The sequence below is a fragment of the Verticiella sediminum genome (genome assembly GCF_007558815.1).
Classification (GTDB): domain Bacteria; phylum Pseudomonadota; class Gammaproteobacteria; order Burkholderiales; family Burkholderiaceae_B; genus Verticiella; species Verticiella sediminum.
Genome location: NZ_VLTJ01000017.1, coordinates 1 through 18968 on the forward strand (window position 1 = coordinate 1; position 18968 = coordinate 18968).

At 67.2% G+C, this 18968-nt stretch carries 14 protein-coding genes; 1 reads left to right on the top strand and 13 read right to left on the bottom strand.

Going from position 1 to position 18968, the window contains the following annotated elements; genetic code table 11:
• Nucleotides 1-49: 49 nt before the first annotated feature.
• The 11 genes from FOZ76_RS09470 to FOZ76_RS09520 all read right to left on the bottom strand — a co-directional run bounded on the left by FOZ76_RS09470 (nucleotide 50) and on the right by FOZ76_RS09520 (nucleotide 15214).
• Entirely contained in the window at nucleotides 50-1084 is a 1035-nt protein-coding gene (locus FOZ76_RS09470; RefSeq protein ID WP_143947911.1) for a TerC family protein, read from the bottom strand.
• Between the two features lie 357 nt (nucleotides 1085-1441).
• A complete protein-coding gene (locus tag FOZ76_RS09475; RefSeq protein WP_246129392.1) occupies nucleotides 1442-4267 on the bottom strand; it encodes a UvrD-helicase domain-containing protein in 2826 nt (941 codons plus the stop codon).
• Nucleotides 4268-4326: 59 nt separating this feature from the next.
• Nucleotides 4327-5511 carry an acyl-CoA dehydrogenase family protein gene (locus tag FOZ76_RS09480; protein ID WP_143947912.1) on the bottom strand — a complete coding sequence of 395 codons (1185 nt, stop codon included), beginning with the start codon at nucleotides 5509-5511 and terminating at the stop codon, nucleotides 4327-4329.
• A complete protein-coding gene (locus tag FOZ76_RS09485) occupies nucleotides 5508-6749 on the bottom strand; it encodes an acyl-CoA dehydrogenase family protein (RefSeq protein WP_143947913.1) in 1242 nt (413 codons plus the stop codon). Before FOZ76_RS09485 ends, FOZ76_RS09480 begins: the two co-directional genes overlap by 4 nt.
• Before the next feature lie 48 nt (nucleotides 6750-6797).
• Nucleotides 6798-8027: a CaiB/BaiF CoA transferase family protein gene (locus tag FOZ76_RS09490; protein WP_143947914.1), complete on the bottom strand. Its 1230-nt coding sequence runs from the start codon at nucleotides 8025-8027 to the stop codon at nucleotides 6798-6800.
• 75 nt (nucleotides 8028-8102) lie between these two features.
• Complete coding sequence (locus FOZ76_RS09495) at nucleotides 8103-9455, bottom strand: MmgE/PrpD family protein (protein ID WP_143947915.1); 1353 nt, start codon at nucleotides 9453-9455, stop codon at nucleotides 8103-8105.
• On the bottom strand, nucleotides 9452-9922 hold the full coding sequence (locus FOZ76_RS09500) for a hotdog family protein (protein ID WP_143947916.1): 471 nt from the start codon (nucleotides 9920-9922) through the stop codon (nucleotides 9452-9454). The genes FOZ76_RS09495 and FOZ76_RS09500 overlap by 4 nt, the downstream gene beginning before the upstream one ends.
• On the bottom strand, nucleotides 9919-10446 hold the full coding sequence (locus FOZ76_RS09505; protein WP_170235369.1) for an FAS1-like dehydratase domain-containing protein: 528 nt from the start codon (nucleotides 10444-10446) through the stop codon (nucleotides 9919-9921). The genes FOZ76_RS09500 and FOZ76_RS09505 overlap by 4 nt, the downstream gene beginning before the upstream one ends.
• 77 nt (nucleotides 10447-10523) lie before the next feature.
• A complete protein-coding gene (locus tag FOZ76_RS09510; RefSeq protein ID WP_143947918.1) occupies nucleotides 10524-11489 on the bottom strand; it encodes a hydroxymethylglutaryl-CoA lyase in 966 nt (321 codons plus the stop codon).
• 52 nt (nucleotides 11490-11541) lie between these two features.
• Complete coding sequence (locus tag FOZ76_RS09515) at nucleotides 11542-12561, bottom strand: tripartite tricarboxylate transporter substrate binding protein (RefSeq protein ID WP_143947919.1); 1020 nt, start codon at nucleotides 12559-12561, stop codon at nucleotides 11542-11544.
• Nucleotides 12562-12583: 22 nt separating this feature from the next.
• Nucleotides 12584-15214: a 2-oxoglutarate dehydrogenase E1 component gene (locus tag FOZ76_RS09520; protein ID WP_143947920.1), complete on the bottom strand. Its 2631-nt coding sequence runs from the start codon at nucleotides 15212-15214 to the stop codon at nucleotides 12584-12586.
• A gap of 156 nt (nucleotides 15215-15370) precedes the next feature.
• Here FOZ76_RS09520 and FOZ76_RS09525 point away from each other — a divergent pair, with 156 nt between their 5' ends.
• The gene (locus FOZ76_RS09525) at nucleotides 15371-16297 is read left to right on the top strand and encodes a LysR family transcriptional regulator (RefSeq protein WP_143947921.1); all 927 of its coding nucleotides are present in this window, start codon (nucleotides 15371-15373) and stop codon (nucleotides 16295-16297) included.
• A gap of 123 nt (nucleotides 16298-16420) precedes the next feature.
• On the opposite strand, the gene FOZ76_RS09530 is transcribed toward FOZ76_RS09525, so the two are convergent.
• Both FOZ76_RS09530 and FOZ76_RS09535 read right to left on the bottom strand, forming a co-directional pair.
• Nucleotides 16421-17824: a 3-deoxy-D-arabino-heptulosonate 7-phosphate synthase gene (locus FOZ76_RS09530; RefSeq protein ID WP_342781871.1), complete on the bottom strand. Its 1404-nt coding sequence runs from the start codon at nucleotides 17822-17824 to the stop codon at nucleotides 16421-16423.
• Between the two features lie 135 nt (nucleotides 17825-17959).
• Complete coding sequence (locus FOZ76_RS09535; protein WP_143947922.1) at nucleotides 17960-18934, bottom strand: Bug family tripartite tricarboxylate transporter substrate binding protein; 975 nt, start codon at nucleotides 18932-18934, stop codon at nucleotides 17960-17962.
• Nucleotides 18935-18968: the final 34 nt, after the last annotated feature.

Genomic DNA, 18968 nt, shown 5'->3' on the forward strand with positions numbered 1-18968 from the left:
GCGCCGGCTGCCCTGGCCGGCGCAACAGCGGCAGCCCCCCGCACCCGCATCAACGCGGCGGCTCGTCCTTGCGATTGCGCTGTGAGGATTTTGCGCTGAACGGGTAGGCGCTGCCCGTGCTCACGCCCGGCTTGGGCGGGATGCGCAGCGACAGCACCATGGTCGCGCCCAGGATGAGGGCGGTGGCGAGCAAGGACCATTGCACCGGGATGTGGTAGAGGTCGATCAGCAGCATCTTCGTGCCGATCAGCACCAGGACCAGCGCCAGCCCATAGGGCAGCAGATGAAAGCGCTCGTGCAGGCTGGCCAGCAGGAAGTACATCGCGCGCAGGCCCAGGATCGCGAACACGTTGGAGGTGAGCACGATGAACGGGTCGGTGGTGATGGCGAAGATCGCCGGAATCGAGTCCACCGCGAACACCACGTCGATGATCCCGATCAACAGGATCACCATCAGCAGCGGCGTGGCCACCTTGTGTCCGTCGATGCGCGTGAAGAAGCGTTCGCCGTCGTAGTCCGGCGAGATGCGCACACGCCGGCGCAGCCAGTTCAGGGCCGGGTTGTTGTCCAGGTCGGGTTCCTGGCCGGCGGCCCACCACATCTTGATGCCGGTGAACACCAGGAACGCGCCGAACACGTAGAGAATCCAGTGGAACTGCGCAATCATCCACGCGCCGATCAGGATCAGGATGGCGCGCAGCACCAGCGCGGCGAGAATGCCGAGCATGAGCACGCGCTTCTGGTATTCCGCGGGCACCGCGAAATAGGTGAACAACATCAGGAAGACGAAGATGTTGTCGACGGCCAGGGCCTTTTCCACCACGTAGCCGGTGATGAATTCCAGCGCCTTGTCGTTGGCTACGGCGCGGGCCGTGGGGTCATCGCCCATGCCGCCCAGCCACCACCACAGCAGGCCGACGAAAACGAAGCTGGTGGCTACCCAGATGATGGACCAGATGGCGGCCTCGCGCATGGAGACCTTGTGGGCGCCCTGGCGGTTCATCGCGAAGAAGTCGATGAGCAGGGCAATGATGACGAAGGCCGCAAACAGCGACCACAGCAGCGGTGTGCCGGTTGAGATCATGACGAGACCTGTATCTTTCGGTTAGGTTGAACGAAACCCCCTCCGGTCTCGCCAGCCGCAGAAACTGCGGTCCGCGGCGCCGGGCGACGCCGCTCCCATGGAGCGGCGATCACCGTATTGACGGCGCTGCGGGAGCCTGTGAGGCCCCGGCTACTCCCCGTGAGCGACGGAAAGCCGTGCCGAGCGGGCGGGCATTCACCCATACCGCTGCCGGCCGGCGTCCGTCACGGGCTGCAGTTGCGGCCCGCGTGCCGCCCGCCAGGCCTGCAACGGGGCAGGGCCGGGAGGGCGAGCGCCGCGGATCGCGTGCGTGGCGTATATAGCAATGAGCGCGCCCGGCAGGCTGGCGCGCCGGGCTCAGGCGCGAGCGCGCCGTGCGCCCGCAGGCTTGTATTCGCAAGCCGGGTAGTTGGAGCAGCAGGCGAAGTCGCCATACGCCCCGGTGCGCGTCACGATCACGCCCTGGCCGCAGGCGGGGCAGGCGGTGTCAGCCTGCGCGTCGGTGTGCAGCATCGTCACCGTGAGCCGATGTTCGGACACCAGTTCGCGCAGAAAGCGCGAGCGTTCGCCCTTGACCGTGAACAGGGCGACCGAACGGCGCGCGCGGGTCAGCGCCACGTAGAAGAGCCGGCGCTCTTCGCTGTCGGGGTAGGCGTCGGCGCTCGGCATGGCCAGGGCAAGCACCGGGTCGTCCTGGCGCGTGTCGGGAAAGCCCAGGCCGCGCTCGGCACCGAGCATGGCAGGCAGGATCACATAGTCGGCCTCGCTGCCCTTGGCGAGGTGAATGGAAAGAAAACCGAGTTCCAGCCATTTCCCGTAGCGCGAGCGCCAGTTCGTCGGCAGGTAGGCAGCATCCGAGTGGTAGCGCCCGAGCACGAATACCGAGCACTTCCTGGACGGCTCGGCCGACGCGGGGCGGCTCTTGCGGAGCATGGCGGACGCAGGCTGTGTGGCGTCGGTCCCCGCGTGCGTCTCGCGCCGGATGCGCTCGCACAGCCGGCGCAGGAAGTCGTCGATGGCCTCGCTCAGTTGGGCCCTGCCGGCTACCTCGAACGCCTGGACGACCGGCTCCCGGGATGGCGCATCCGAGCGTACCGCTTTGCCGATCTGCGCGGGGTTCTTCGACACGAAGCGGCTGGACAGGTCGCATAGCGCTTGCGGGCAGCGAAACGTTCGCTCGAGCTTCAGCGTCTGCCCGGGCCCGAAGAAAGCATGAAAGCGGGTCATGACCGACAGGTCCGCCCCGGCGTAGCGGTTGATCGACTGCCAGTCGTCGCCGACCGCGCACAGATGGCGGCCCGGCGCGCGCACCAGCGCCCGGCACAGCCGGGCACGGGCGTTGGAGGCGTCCTGGAACTCGTCGGCAAGCACCACATCGAAGGGCGAGTCGCAACTGCTCGTCTCCAGGTGCCGGGCCGCGGCATTGAGCATGTCCTCGAAGTCGATCCCGCCGTCGGCGGCCAGGGCCGCGTCCCAGGCGGCCATGACGGGCAGGGCGATGTCCAGGAACATCCGGTAGCGCACATTGAAGGCGCTTTCGGGCAGGGCCGCCACCCGCTGGCGCAGCGCGGCCGGGGACAGGCCGTTGCTCTTGGCGTGGCTGATGAAAGTGCGGATCAGTCCGACGAGTTCGGGCGTCGCCACCGGCGTCTTGCCACGGGGCGGAACCGGGCGATCGGGGTTGGGGGCCAGCACGATGCCGCGCGCGCTGAGTTCGCGGGCCAGGTGCGCGAGCAGCGTTCCCGATCGGAGTTGGTGCGAAGCGGTCTCGATCAAATGCGTGCCCCGGGCCCGATGCAGCTCCCGCTTCCAGGCGACGCCTTGCTCGTAGCGATCGAAGGCGGCGGGGGCGCGGCCCTGGGCATCCAGCGCGAAATGCTCGTGGTAGAGATCGATGTCCGGATAGTAGAAGTCGGGACGGTACTGGCGGTAGTGCGCGTTCGCCGTGGCGTGCGCGTAGGGCCTTTCGTACTCGTAGTTCACACCGTTGTAGAAGAGCCAGTCCGCGATGATGCACTCCTCCCGGCTGCGCACCCTTTCGCCGCGCAGCGTCCTGATGTACCCCTTGCCATCGCGGTCCCAGGCGTCCGGCTGGGTCGGCGCGCCGAAGGGCGGCAGGTCGGCGCGGAATACCGTGCGGAACATGTCCCAGTTCGTGCGGAACTCGCTCGAGCCGTCCTTGAGCCCATCGACCAGTGCCGTCAGCTTCCCGATGCCCAGGGCCGGGTCCACCGCCCAGTTCGGCACGTCGGGCTTGGTGCCGGTGGCCTTTGCGATGATGCGTAACCCCAGCGCGTGGAAGGTCGATGCCTCGACGCCGGCGTCTGCCATGCCGACGCGTTCGAACGCCTGGTCGGCGCGTCGCTGCAGCTCGTCCGCGGCGCGCTTGTTGAACGCCAGCAGGACGATGCGCTCCGGACGCGCGATCCCGCGATGCACCGCATACGCAGCCTTGGCCACCATCGTCGAGGTCTTGCCGGAACCGGCGGCAGCGACCACGAGCACTCGGTTGTCGAAGCAGGTGGCCGCCCGCGCCTGCTCTTCCGACAAGGGTCTGGATTCGAGGCGGTCGAACAGCTCGCGGCATTCGGCAAGCTCGCGCTGGACATGCCGTTCGTTCAGTTCCGACCACGCCTTGGGCCAATCGCCGTCCCAGGCGCGCAGGTGCCTGCGGGTATCGTCCGGGCCGTCGGCCAGGAGCGCCGCAACCCCGGCGTCCTTCAGCAGTTGCTGCAGGTGTGCGGCGTCGATTCCCAGATGCGACTTGCGCTCGAGCAGGGCCTGCTGCTGCTCGGACGTGAACCAGCGGCGCTGCGTCTCGGCACGCTTCATCTGGCTGAAGGCCTCGTCCATCCAGGCCTTGACCCGCGCGTAGCCTTCCTTGAACTGGCGAATGCGGCCCCGGGCCAGGACGGCGGCGGCAAGCGCCGCTTCGAGCTCCTGCGCCATGCGATTGGGCAGGCCGCGCACACGGACGCGCCGGCCGTGCGGCGTGTCCAGGGTCAGCGTCGTCCAGACCATGCCGCGGCGCAGGTGCAGCGGCGAGGCTTCCGTGAGCGGGGCGGCGTGCGCTTGCCCGTCGACCAGAAGCTCGAGCATCTGCTCCGTCAGGCGCAGCCGCCATGGCGCCGCCCTGGCGATGAGCCGCCCCCAGACGGAGGGCCTCCATTCCGTGACCACCACGCGCTTGTGCTCCGCCTGCGAATCCCGCGTTCATTCTTGGGGCGCGAGTATACGGGGGATCAGGCCGAGGCGTGCGCAGCGACGCCCAGCCGCACCGGGCCCGGCGTGTCGAGCAGCGCACGAGAGATCAGCCGCCTGTGCTCGTAGGTCGACCCCGCGCGCAATCCCCAGGACGCCGTTCTGCGGTACCAGAGGTTGATGTCGAATTCGGCCATGAAGCCGATGCCGCCATGCATCTGTTGCGCGGAACGGCAAGCCATGAGGCACTTCTCGTTGGCGAAGGATTTGGCTTGAGCGACTTCGATCCGTGCAGGCAGCCCCTGGCTGAGGCGCCATACGGCTTCCCGGCTGAGAAGCTGCACGCCATCGACGGCATTGAGCATGTCGGCCGCCAGATGCTGTATCGCCTGAAAGGCCCCGATGGGCTGGCCGAAGGCCTCGCGCTGCGTAACATACGCGGCGGCGAGTTCCGTCGCTTTGCGGGCGGCGCCCTGCATCTGGCAGGCCGTGAACACCGCCGCGTAATCCATCAGGTCGTCGAGCGCTGCCTGCCCTGCACCGAGCAGGCGTTCCGCGGGTACGCGCACACGCTCGAAAGCCACGCAGCATTCCTGATCCTTGGCGAGCGGCCGCAAGCGCTCGACCTGGATGCCGGGGGCCGCGGTGTCCACGAGAACCAGCGCCAGCCCGGGGGCCCGCCCCGCTTCTTCGACGCGGACCGCCGTCAGGCAATGCGTAGCGTTCTGAAAATCGGCGACGAAGCATTTTCGCCCGGACAGCACCAGCGCGTCGCCATCGCGCTGCGCGGTCATGGCGATGCCTTCGGGCGACCACCGGCCGGACTGCTCCTGTACTGCGAAGCTCAGGATCATCTCGCCGCTGACGACGGCAGACAGCACGGCCTTGTGCGACGCGTTGCCGTATTTCTCGATGAGCAGGGCCGGCACAAGCGTGGAAAGCACCGGCAGCGGCGCGATATGGCGGCCCAGCTCCTCGAAGAGCAGGGCCGCGTAGGTCAGTGGCAGGGCCTGGCCGCCGTACCGTTCAGGTAGCGACAGGCCCAGCCAGCCCAGCGCGGCGAATGTCTTCCAGAGAGAAGCCGAATACCCGCTTTCGTTCCGTTCGGCATCCCTTACCACGGCCGGATCGCATTCCACCGACAGAAAGCTCCTGAGGGTTTCCAGAACGAGTGTTTCCTGTTCATCCAACAAGACGTCCATCTTCGCTTTTCCCTGAATGTTCAAACCCTGGCTGCCCGCGTTCCTGCCACGCCGGCTGGCCTGGGCATGCCCAGGCCCTTGCGTGCGATCTGATCGCGCATGACCTGGACGCTGCCGTGGTTGACCGTGGACTGGAATGCGCCCAGGAGGTTGTGCGCGAAGACTCCCGAATCGATGGCGCCCGGCGATCCGTTCAGCAGTTCGGCATGCGGGCCGAGAATCTGGCCGATCGCTTCGGTGGCACGCACGCCGTGTTCGGGCCCCGCGACTTTTTCTCCCGAACCTTCGTAGCTGAAACTGCCGGCGCGCGCCGCGATGGAAAGGCTGCGCATCGTCATCAGCCGGCACATCTGCGCCTCGGTCCAGAGATCTGCCACTTTGTCGCGTACGGCGGGGTCATGGCTCAGGTGCCCGACGGCGGCGTCACCGGACTTGAGAAGGTTCACGACATCCTCGGTCCTGCGGACCGACATCAGGTATCGCCATGCGCCGACCCGGTCCAGGTTGAGGCCGCGCTGCGTCACGTTCCAACCGTCGCCTTCCTGGCCCAGCAGGCAGGACGCGGGCACTTTCACGTTGTCGAAGAACACCTCGTTGGTGCGCGCCTCTCCGTAGGTGGTGTGAGGCGGCGCCTGGGGCTCGTTCTGGATCGTCCACAAGGGCCGGACGGTGATGCCGGGCGTGTCCATGGGCACGAGAAACACCGACAGACCGGCTTGCCGGCGCGACTCAGGATCGGTGCGGGCAAGCAGAAAGATGTGCGTCGCGTTCTGAGCGTTGGTGGTGTAGATTTTCTGGCCGTTGACGACGTACTCATCGCCTTCGCGAATCGCACGGCAGCGGATTCCCGCCAGGTCCGTGCCGCAGTGCGGCTCGCTATAGCCCTGGCAGAAGCTGATCTGCAGGCGGGCGCAGCCGGGCAGGAACTCGCGCTTCTGCTCCTCGGTGCCGCAAGCCAGCACCGCGGGTCCCCCCGTGCCGCCGCCGCCGACGCGCATATCGCAAGCCCGGATGAACTCCTCTTCCACAATGTACTGGGTGACGAGGCTTCCCCCCTGTCCGCCGTATTCCTTGGGCCAACTGATGGCCAGCCAGCCGCGACGAAAGATCGCATCCTGCACGGCAAGCAGTGCAGGGCCCTTGCCTCGCCCGGCGTGCGCGTCGGCAAGTTCTCTGCGCACGTCGTCGGTGATGTGTTCGCGGATGAAGCTGCGCACCGAGGCTCGCAGCGACTCTTCCTCTGCGCTGAAAGCGAAATCCATGAGTGTTTTCTCCTTGCGTCGGAATGCCTGGTTTCCGTCTGCGCTACTTCAAAGCCTGATGGCCTCTTCCCGCAGCAGTTGCTCCACCTCGTCATCGGAGTAGTCGAAGCGGGCCAGAATCTCCCGGGTGTCCTGGCCGACCTTGGGGCGGCCGGGCCATCTGACCTTGCCCGGGGCACGGCGAAAGCGGGGGACGACCCCCTGTATCCGCAGCTTGCCCAGCACGGCGTCGTCGATCTCGATGAAGGTCTCGCGCTCGATCACGTGGCGATCGGTAAAGAGCTGTTCGACGTCATAGACGGGGCCGGCGACCACGCCCGCCCGCTCGAAAACGTCCAGCACTTCCTGCAGCGTGTGCCGGCGTACCCAGTCGGCGACGGCACCGTCGCATTCGGCCAGCTTCAGCATGCGCTGCGGATTGGTCTGCAGATCGGGTCGCGCCGCCAGGTCGGATCGGCCGATGGCATTGAAAAGACGCCTGGCGCCGGAGTTGGCCGCGGCCGAGACTGCGATCCAGCGGTGGTCGGAGCTCTGGTAGGTGTTGCGCGGGGTCGTCCACGTGGAGCGATTGCCGCGCCGCCGGCCGATCACGCCGAGTTGGTCGTAGTCGATGGCCATCGCGCCCAGCAGGGAGAGCATGGGTTCATAGAGGCTGATCTCGATGTCGTCGCCGATACCGCCGTTCCTGGACCGATTGACGAGCGCGGCCAGCACCGACATGGCGCCAGTCATCGCGGCGACCCCATCGGCGATGGGGTAGGCGGGCAAGGTCGGCGGGCCGTCGGCTTCGCCCGTTGTGTGAGCGAAGCCGCTGAAGGCCTCGGCCAGCGTGCCCATGCCGGGGCGAGAACTGTAAGGGCCGGTTTGTCCATAGCCGCTGATGTGCAGCATGACTAGGCCGGGGTTGAGCGCCGAAAGCGTTTCGTAATCCAGGCCCCAGCCGGCGAGCTTGCCGGGACGGAAATTCTCGATGAGCACGTCCGCCGTCGCTGCGATGCGACGCACCACAGCCGCGCCGGCGGGATGTCTTATGTCCGCGGCCACCAACTGTTTGCCGCGGTTGGTCACTCGCCACCAGAGCGGTTCGTCGTTCTTCGAGCGGCCCATTCTCCTGACTTCATCGCCCTTGAGGGGTTCGATCTTGATGACATCGGCGCCCAGATCGGCAAGGTAGGCCGAGGCCATGGGCCCGGCAAAGAGCATGCCTATTTCCAGCACGTTGATTCCGACCAGCGGTCCCTGGGCGGGCGGGGCGGATTGCTCGGTCTTGCGTTGCATCAGAGAGGTTCCGAAAAGCGAGAGGGGGTGGAGTCGGAAGTGTCGAAAGGCTGGACGCGGCCCCGGCGCCTGCGCCTAAGGAGAGCACGGCGGGGAACACAGCAGCCGGAGGTCTTCGAGGTTCGACAGGCGCTCGTGCAGGGACGCCGCAGCCGCTTCGGGCAGGGCGCGGGCGGCACAGCTCATGAACTTCGTGCGGATCTCCTCGTGCGAGAGCGGTGCGCCGGCCGCGCCGCGCGCGAGGGCCACGGGCGAGCTCCGCAGGGTTCGCCCGTCCGGCAGTTCCACGCTCACCTGGTCGTGTGGCGCATAGCCGGTCGCCGGGTCTTCCCTCGGGTCGAAGACCAGCCTCACGCGCTCGAACAGGCCCTGGATGTCCGGCCTGCGCACGAAGCGGTCATCGAGCTCGTCCAGGCCGACCCGCCCGGCCGTCAGCGCGCAGGCCATGGCGAACTCAATGCTGAATTTCGCCTCCAGCCCGGTCGTGGGATGGGCATTGCGCAGCACCTTCGCGTTGCGGCGGCTCATGGAAACGACGATGCCGGCGACCTGGGCCGGGTCCAGGGACGGATGAGCCTGTTTGAGCTCCAGCATGGCGTCGATGGGGCGGTGCGTGCAGTAGCAGGTCGGGTACTTCTTGATGTTCAGGCCGATCTCGACGATGCGCCAGCGCTGGCCCACTGTCACGGGTTCGCCGACATTCACCGCGCCGGCAGGCGATACGGCGGCGAGAAAACCCTGCGGATGTTCCAGCGCATCGGTCGATGCGGTCATGCCGGCGGCGGCGAGCCGCGCGGCGAGCACCCCCGCGTGCGCGGCCCGGCCGGCATGCAAGGGCTTGGCCATCGATCCGAAGTTGGCCGTGATGCCGGCGCTTTGCGAGGCGCCCAGCGACAGGGCCGCGGCGGTCGCGCCGGCGTCCAGCCGGCGCAGGCGCGCGCACGCGGCAGCCGCCGCGATCGAGCCGAAGATTCCGGTCGGATGCCAGCCCTTCGTATGGTATTGGCCGGTTTCGCGTTGCATGAGGTCGGCCCAGGCTTCGAAGCCCGCCACGTACGCGCACAGCATGTCGCGACCGGACGCTCGCAGATGTTCGGCCTCGGCGACGATGGCCGGGACCAGCACGGCGCTGGGATGCGCGGACAGGGCAGTGTCGTCGAAATCCAGTGCGTGCGTCGCGACGGCGTTGATCCAGGCGGCCTCGGGCGCGCGGGCCTTGTCCGGCCCCCAGAAAAGCGAGGCGTCGCCCGCAGCGGGGGATAGCGTTTGAGCGAGTATCGAGACACATGGCTCGTCCTTGCCGGCCAGCATGACGCCGATGGCATCGATGAAGCCGCGTTTCGCGATCTCGATGCCTGCGCGGGGAATCCGTTCGTAGGTCAAGCCGGAGGTCGCGGCGGCGAGGTCGCGAGTCAGAGCGGCTTTCATGCGGCCCCCGCCGGCGCCACGAACGGATACGGCACGGGAGGGCCGCCGCGGTAGGCCAGCGCAACGACGGCGGCGCCGGGTGTCGACTCCTCGCCGTTTTCGTTGCGCAGGCCGATATCCAGGTGTACCAGTCCGAACTCGGCGCAGCGGGACGTGGCCGTGACGCGCCCCCAAGCCTGCAACGTCTCGTTCACGAGATTCTTGGCGCGGAACTGGAAGCGGATCTTCCATAGCCAACCGTCGGGCTCGGCCCAGTCCCGCAGCAACTGGACCAGAAACTGCTGCTTCAGAGAACCGTTGATCAGAACGCCGGGCAGCTTGTCGTGCTGCACGGCGAAAAGGTGGTCGTAGTGGATGCGGTGCCAGTTCTCCATGGAGGCGGACCAGCGCATCAGGTGCACGGCCCCCAGCGGGCCTTTGGTCAAGGGGGCCAGTTCCAGCCCGGGATGCACGTCTTCGTAGTTCACTTGCGGCTCCAAAGGTAGGTGCGCTTGACGCGAAGCAGCAGCTCGCCTGCCGCCGTGCTGTAGTCGTTCTCCACAATCACCACGACCATGGGGCCCTTGCGGCCTTCCTTTTCGCGGATGTCCGCGTAGCGCGACCGCGTGCAGACCTGTTCGCCATGGCGGGCGTATCGATAAAGCTCGATCTCGGCGCCGCCGTTGAGCACGCCATAGCCGTGCAGCGGCGCCAGGGAAGGCAGCCCGTTCGAGCCGGCCGTCACGCTCCCGTCGTAATGAGGGTCCTGCGCGCGCATCTGCACCGGGTCCGGCGCCCCGAACGCTCGGCGGAACATCAGCGACGGAAACAGCGGCGGCGCCACGGGCGTTGCATATCGGCACGGCGCGTTGTCGTCGGCGTACGCGCGGTTCTCGTCCATGGTCGCCTGTGCGTGGCGCCGCACCGCGCCGGCTTCCACCGGATCGCAGGCCATGGTGATCTCGCTCTGAAGCCCGATGTAAGGCGCCAGTTGTTGCATGAGCGTGTTCACGGATGTGCTCTCCTGTCGCCGCGCGACATCCTCCCCGAGGGAGGGAGCGCCCCCTTCGGGCGGCCGGGCGGGGGCGCTCATGCGGCCTCCCGTCGGGCTTGACGATATTTGCGCAGGGTGCCGCCGGTCTTCACGCTGCCCGGCAGGGGATGTCCGACGATGTCTTCGGCCAGTGCGGCCGCCTCGATCAGGCGATCGAGATCGATGCCCGTATGGATTCCCATCTCGTCGCACAGGAAGACGAGGTCCTCCGTGCAGACATTGCCGGCTGCGCCACGGTGGCCGGCAAACGGACACCCGCCCAGTCCGGCGACGGCGGCGTCGAACATGTCGACGCCCATTTGCAGGCCGGCGTAGGCATTGGCGATGCCCATGCCGCGCGTATCGTGCAGGTGCAGGGACAGCCGGAGGTCCGGGTAGCGGTTGCGCACTTCGCCGACCACGCGCTGAATCGATGCCGGCGTGGCCCATGCCATGGTGTCGGCCAGACTCACGTAGTCGAGCGCCGTTTCGGCTTCCTGCGCCAGTGCCAGCAGTTGGCCGACCATATCGACCACCCGCGATACCGGAATGTCGCCCTCGAAGTTGCAGCCGAACGCCGCCATCAGTCCGCCACGGCGAACCGGCACGTCGTTGTTCCGGTACATCTGCAGTATCTTGCGTTGCGCTTCGTGGTTCTGCTCGGGCGTGCGCTTCTGGTTGCGCATCAGAAAGCCCGGCGAAGGGCACAGGCCGATGGTGCCGAACACGTCCAGCTTGCGGCTCGCCAGCGCGCGCAGCAGTCCGCGCTCGTTGAGCCAGAGCGCGGTGTAGGAAACCCCTGGTCTGCGTTCGATGCCCGCCACGACGGCATCGGCGTCCGCCATGCCCGGGACGTTGGCGGGCGGCACGAAGGATACGGTCTGGATCTGGCGCAGCCCGGTGCTCGCAAGGGCGTCGATGAGGTCTATCTTGCGGGAAGTCGGAATGGGACCGGGTTCGATCTGGAAGCCTTCACGGGGGCCTTCCTCGTTGATGGTGACAGCCTTGGGAAAATCGGACATTTCTTTCTCCGGATATCGGCGTGCCGGCAGGAGCGTCATGGGCGCGTTGCGCCTATTCGAGCTTCAACCCCGATTCTTTGATCAGCGTTGCCCAGACTTGAATCTCGCGTTCGATCTTGCCTTTGAACTCAGCCGGTTTATCGCCGACCGGCTCGAGGCCCTGGGCGTTGAGCCAGGTCTTGTTGGCGGGCTCGGATGCGGACGCGCCGAGCGTCGCCGCCAGTTCTTCCACGATGTCCTGCGGCGTGCCGGCGGGAGCCGATAGCCCATACCAGACGCTCGTGTCGTAACCCGGAACGCCCGCTGCATCGAGGGAGGGAAGTTCGGGCCACAGGGATGTGCGGCTCTTGGTGGAGACAGCCAGAGCGCGCACTCTCCCGTCAAGGCCCAGCGGCTTGGCCGTGGCCAGCGGGTTCATCATCATCTCGGTTTCGCCCGAGGCCACGGCGTTGAGCGACGGCGCCCCTCCCTTGTAGGGTATGTGCATGACGTTGATGCCGGCCATCGACTTGAACAGTTCCATGGAAAGGTGAACTGACGTCCCGATCCCGGACGATGCATAGTTGTACTTGCCGGGGGCGGCCTTGCAGTACTCGATCAATTCGGCGACGGAGTTCACGGGCACGCGAGGATTCACCAGCAGGGCGAACGCGCCCTCGGCCACCATGGCTACCGGTACGAGGTCTCTCTGGGCGTTGTAAGGGAGTTTTTTCTGCGCCGCTGCTTCCACTGCGATCGTGCCGGTATGCACCAGCAAGGTGTTTCCGTCGGCAGGCGATCTGACCACGGCCTCGGTACCCAGCGATGCGCCTGCGCCTCCTTTGTTCTCCACGATGACGGGGCGGCCCAGTCGCTCGTTCAGCCAGCGCCCGGCAGCGCGGCCCACGATGTCGGCAGAGCCACCCGGTTCATAGGGGACGACTAGCCGCAATGGGGTGTTCGATCGGGCAAAGGGAGCATACGAGCCGGCTCCCAGCGCAGCGCCTGCGGCCGCTGCCAGAAGGACGCGGCGGCGACGTACATCTACAGTCGGCGTGACCAGCCGATCTTGGCGTTTGGTGGCGTGTCTCATGTCGTTTTTCTGTTCCGGCGGGTTATTGGTCGAAGGCGGATGCCACGATGGCTGCCTGGTGTGTCGAATGGCGTTCGTGAAAGCTCCCTGCCGGCGAAGCCGATTCGGGGCGTCCTCGGTAGCCGACCGAGGCTTGGCGAACGCCGCTGGCTCTTGCCAACGCTTCTAGCCGCCTGTCGAGCCAATGCCAGGCGCCCATGTTTTCCGGTTCCTCCTGTACCCAGATCAGGGCGGCGTCCGGAACCGTCCTGAGGAACGCTGAAAGTTCCGCGGCGGGAAGAGGATAGAGCTGCTCGAGCCGAACGATGGCGGTGCAGCGGTCGTTGCGGTTCTGCCTTTCGCGTTCGAGCTCATAAGCCAGCTTTCCGCAGCAGAACAGCACGCGCTCGATGCCGCGTTGCTGAGGTTCCGGCAGGCTGATATGCAGCGGCCGAAAGCTCGTGCCGGACGCGAAGTCCGGCAATGCCGAGACGGCTGCCGGCAGCCGTAGCAGGGTCTTCGGGGCAAACACGACGAGTGGCTTGCGAACCGGGTCGTGCGCCTGCCGGCGCAGCAGGTGGAAATAGTTCGCGGGGGTCGTCGGAATGGCTATGCGCAGATTCTCTTGCGCGGCCAGTTGCAGAAAGCGTTCGATCCGGGCGGAGGAGTGTTCGGGGCCCTGGCCCTCCAGGCCGTGCGGGAGCAGCATGACCAGAGACGAGCATTGTCCCCACTTTTCCTCGCCGCTTGCGATGAACTGGTCGATCATGATCTGCGCCCCGTTGGCGAAATCGCCGAACTGGGCCTCCCAGATGGTCAATGCCTTGCCGTTGCCCAGGCTGTAGCCGTACTCGTAGCCCAGCACCGCGTACTCGGACAGCGGGCTGTTGATGACATGGAACGTCCCCTGCGCCGCCGGCAGATGCTGCAGGCTGACGTGGCGCGTTCCGTTCCGGACGTCGGTCAGCGCGAAATGTCTGTGGGAGAAAGCGCCCCGCACGACGTCCTGGCCGCTGAGGCGTATGGGAATTCCCTCCGCGAGCAAGCTGGCGAACGCCAACGCTTCGCCGACCGCCCAGACGACGCCCTTGGCGGTTTCGCCCCGTTGACGGACCAGGCGCGCGAGCTTGGATTCGATGGCGATATTGGCGGGAACCGCCGCCAGGTGCCCGAGGAACGCACGCAGATCGTTCCCGGCGACGCCGGGTATGTCTGCCCGTGCAGCCTGTTGCGTTTCAGGTTGTCCGCCGACGCAGGAAGGCCGCCACGTAGCCGCACGCGCATAGGCAGCGTCGAGTTCCCTCTGATAGGTGTTGGCGAGCGCCTGAGGCTCGGACGTAGACAGGATGCCGCCGGCCAGCAGCTTCTTCTCGTATTGCTGCAAGGCGGTGGGTCTGGCATCGATTCGTTGATAGAGCCGGGGCTGGGTGTAGCGGGGCTCGTCGATCTCGTTGTGCCCATTGCGCCGATAGCAGACAAGATCGACGACGGCATCGCGCCCGTGAGCGGCACGGAATCCACTGGCCAGGTCGGCCGCCCGAATGACCGCCTCCACGTCATCGCCGTTGGCATGGACGATGAGGCTGTCGACAGCCTTCCAGGCGCCGGTGCAGTAGCGCGAACTGCGGGCTTCGTCGGGCTCCGTGGTAAAGCCGAGCTGGTTGTTGACGACGACGTGTAGCGTGCCGCCGGTGCAGAAGCCGGGAGGCATGCCCAACTGCAGCATTTCGGCTACGACACCCTGGCCGGCTGCGGCCGCGTCCGTGTGCAGGACGATACCCAGAACCTTGTTGCGGTGCGCCGCGGCAAGCAGGTCCTGGCGAGCACGGACATGTCCGAGAACGACCGTGTTGACTGCCTCGAGGTGGGACGGGTTGGGCAGCATCGTGACGCGCAGCCCGGTGTCTTGGAGGGTCGCTTCGAGGCCGAGATGGTAGGCAACATCGGCGCAGCTCTCCTGGCGCTGCGCGAAGGGAAAGGCACCCTTGAACTGAGCAAACAGTGCATCCAGCGGCTTGCCCAGGACGTTCGCCATCAGGTTCAGCCGTCCGCGATGCATGGTCCCGATGATCACTGCGTCCACGCCATCATCGGCGGCATTGCGCAGCAGGCGATCCATAAGCGGAATCAGCGCTTCGGCGCCCTCGGCGCCGAAGCGCTTCTTGCCGGGGAATTTCCGCGCAAGAAAGCGTTCGAACTGGTCGGCCCGCAGCAGCTTCTCGTACGCGCGCAGGAGCGTGGCCGGGTCCACCGGTCCGGCGGACTCCACCGCGTGCCATATCCATTCGGCGATCTCGTCGCTTTCCATATGTGCCGATTCGATGCCCAGCGATCCGCAGTAGACGGCCTTTGCGGCGGCGACGCACGGCATGTCGACCGCCGCGATCCTGCCATGTTGCGCCGCATCGGCGGGGGTTGCGGAGGGTGCGTTCGTCAATGGATCGATGGCCGCCGATCGATGGCCGGAGCGACGCAAGCGCTCGACATGCCGGCTTGCCCCTTGCCCGCTTGCCTCGTCGGTGCCGACCAGTTCGTCGACCAACTGGAAAACATGATTCCAGCTAGCGTGCACGGAGGCGGGGTCCGAGCGATACCGCTGATAGATGTCTTCCAGGAACGGAACCGCGGCTGCCTGGATGGCGCTGCCTGCGGGCATGGATCGGCTGATCGACATCGGGAAGGGTTCCTCTCTTGAGCGGCGTCGGGGGGTCCGAAGTGACGTAAGATTAGTGGCGACGCTGGTCAGCGGACGCTTGCGTAGCGGCTATCAGCTATGTCCATAGCGCATACCGCCAGCGGTTGGTCTTTTGCGGGATTCCCTCTGATCGTTATGGAACTCGAGCAACTACGGTACTTTCAACAGGTGGCGGATCTGGGCAGCGTCTCTCGGGCCGCCATGAAGCTCGGCGTTTCGCAGTCTGCGGCAAGCAGGCAGATCAAGGCTCTCGAGGAAGACCTGCATACGAAGTTGTTCTATCGCCATGGCAGGGGCGTTGCATTGACGGACGCCGGCCGCAAGCTCTACCTGGCGGTGAGACCGCTGCTGGCTCAACTGAGCGAGGTCAGGGAGCTGTTGCTGGAGGAATCCGAGCAACCGACCGGTTCCATCGTGGTGGGCATGCCGGCCTCGCTCATGGGAACGATCGGCGCGTCGCTGGCGCAGATCTTTCTCCATCGTTATCCCAAGGTCTCCCTGCATCTGTACGAAGGTTCCAGCGGCTTGCTGGTGGAGCGCCTGGAAAGCGGATTGATCGGCGGCGCGGTTCTGTACGACATCCGGCGGGGGCCGAACATGCTGATCGCCCCGTTGCTGGAAGAGCAGCTATTCCTCGTCGAGGCGTGGCGGGGCGACGGCGATGACAGCAGCCTCGGCTCGCTCGAGGAATTGAGCCGTTTCAAGCTGATCCTGCCGGGCGGCCTGAGCGGGCTGCGTCGCACCATCGAGGCCGCATTTCACGCAGGAAACATCGTGAGTCCGGTATTGATGGAAATGCACTCCGTGACGGTCGTGAAGCACCTGGTCGAGAAAGGGGTGGGCAGCACGATTCTTCCGTTTGGCGCCGTATACCGGGAGGTCGGACACCGCTACCTGTCGGCGCGTCCGATTCCCTACGAGATCATGAGCGCACGGCTCGGCATCGCCACGGCGACGGGCCAGCCTCTGACGCGGGCCATGCGGGTCTTCATTCAACTGCTGAAGGAAGAAGTGCACCGATGCCTGGCCGGAGGCAGTCTGCGTGGACGAACCTATCAATAGCCGTGGTGCCGTTCATGAGTTCGACGGCGCTGCGCCCGACGCGACAGAGCGCTCCGGTGAATGCCGAGATCCGCTGGCGATGCGGCGCCGGCCCCGGACTCGCCGTCGTGCCCGGCTGACGCGCTACGAACGTCGCGCCACTTCCGCCGCACAGTCCGCGAGGTCGCCGACATGCACCATGTGCTCGCGTACCGTGCGCAGCACGGCGTATTGCTGGAGCACACCGCGCCATGCGGCGGAACTCCGTAGCTGCGTCCACACGTCGCGCAGCATGTCCGTGTCGGGCGTCTGGCCCTCGGCCAGGCGGCTCGCGTATGCCAGGCTGGCCGGCGCGGACAGCAGTTGCATGCGGCTGGCTGCGCCGAGCAGGCGCGGGGCGCTGTCGGCAGGGGCGTCGCAGCAGTAGAGGATCGGGGCCGCCAGGCCATCGTCGGGCATGCCCAGTGCGGCGAGGGATGCGCCGCGCAGCGTGACCGCGCCTTCCCGTGTCTGGAAACGGTAGTCGGCGTGCGCGTCGGCGCTGGCGAGCAGCCGCAGCCCGCGCGTCAGCCGGGGAAAGTCGGTGGTCGCTGCGTCCACGGAGGCCTTGGCTTCGGCGAGCAGGCAGACGTCCCAGGCCACCGGGGCGGTGTGTCCGGTGGCCGGCGCCCGGCGCAGCAGCACGGCGTCCCATTCGGTCTTGGCGGTGTCGGCGTTGCCGGGGAGCGAGGGCGGCACGTGCATCGCGGTGACGACGCGATAGGCGCCAGTGGCGTTCTCGGCGGCATCGAGCCGCTGTGCCACGGCCTGCAGCGCCTGGGTGGTCAAGGCCTCGACGGCCTCGCCGCGCGCACGCGTGGTGCGGCCCTGGGCTGCCGCCGCCTGGCTGCCCGAACGCGGGCCGTTGCGCGCCCAGAGCGCCTGATATGTCTGTACCTCGGGGTCGGTGCCCAGCACAGCCAGCCGGGTCAGGCGCGTGAGCGCGGCGGCATCGAGGGCGCGCGCCACGCCGCGCGCCAGCGGCGTTTGCCCGGCCACCTCGGGGCGCCGTGCAAGCGCCTGGAGGGCGTCCTTGAGCGCCGGCCAGGCCGCAGCCGATGCCAGGGCCTGTACCTGGGCCAGCGTGTCGCGCAGCGGTCCCGGCGGGGTGCGTTCCTGGCGGGCGGGGTGGGCGATGGCGTTCACCGCCTGGCGTATCGCGCGGCGATCCGATGCTGCCTGGGCGGACAAGGACGCGAATTCGCGCACGACGGGGATGCGATGGCGCAGCACCATGGCCTGGAAGACCGGGTCGCCCCGCCCGGGATGCAGGGCATCCTGGATCAGGCGCGCGAGCGCGGCCAGGAAGCGTTGCTCGCGTTCTGCGTCCGGTGGATCGCCGGCCCGCGCAGCGATGCGGGCCTGCTCGATCGCGATGGCCAGCGCCGCAGCCGGGCGGGTAGCGTCCGGCGATGCGGCCTCGGCGGGGGTCGCGGGCACGCGGTACCGGCGCGGAACGTCGCGCAGGAGACTCACCAGCAGGGAAGGCAACGGTGGGGCGGATATCATGCGCGCGGCCGGTCGAAGGCGGCTCTGGCATTCTAGCCGCCGCCATGAGCCGGAGCCTGCGCGCGCCTGGCGTGAGCCGCGACTACGCCGTACCTCCGGCGCGCGCGGCAGGCAGGCGTCGGGGTCGGCCGGTCTTCAGTCTATGCGCGCGCCCGTGGCTTCCACGACCTTGCCCCACCGTTCGTACTCGGCCGCCATGTAGCCGCGGTAGTCCTCCACGCTGCCGCCGAGCGTGATGGTGCCCTGCTGGTCCAGTTTCTGCCGGACTTCGGGCGAGGCCAGGGCGGCGTTGATCGCCTGGTTGAGCCGCTGCAACACGGGCTCGGGCGTGCCGGCCGGCGCGACGATGCCTTGCCACGCCAGGCTTTCGAAGCCCGGCACGAGGGTTTCGGCGATGGTCGGCAGCTCGGGCATGCCGGACCATCGTTCCCGGCTGGTGATGGCGAGCGCCTTCAACTGGCCGGCCTGCACGGGCCCGATGGCGGTATTGAGGGTGGTGGTCGTGAACTGCGTCGATCCGGCGATGAGATCGACTTGCGCGGGGGCCGTGCCCTTGTACGCGACGTGCGTGGCCTGCAGGCCCAGCGCGCTCAGTAGCTGGGCCGCGGTCAGGTGCTCGATGGCGCCGACGCCGGAGGATGCGTAGTTGTACTCCCCCGGCTTGGCCTTGATGAGGGCCGCGAGATCGTCTGGAGCGTCTGCCTCGATCTTCGTGGTGACGGCCAGTACCAGCGGTACGGCGGCGGTCAGCCCCACGGGGGCGAAGTCCTTCAGCGGCTCGAATCCCGGCGACCGATATACCCAGGGCGCGATGACGATGGACGAGGTGTTGTAGAGCAGCGTGTAGCCGTCCGCGGCGGCCTGCTTGAGGGCTGTCGCTGCGATGTTGCCGGCGGCACCTGCACGGTTTTCCACGATGACGGGCTGGCCGAGTTCGCTGCCGAGCTTGTCGGCGAGAATGCGCGCCACGTTGTCGGTGGGCCCGCCCGGTGTGAACCCCACGAGCAGGCGTACCGGCTTGGCTGGCCACTCGGCGGCGGCGAGCGCGGATGTGCCGAGCAGGCTGCAGCACAGCGCCGCTGCCAGTTTGCGTACCATCGTCGTTTTCATGCTTGTCTCCTGTCTGTCGTTGTTCTTGCAGCGA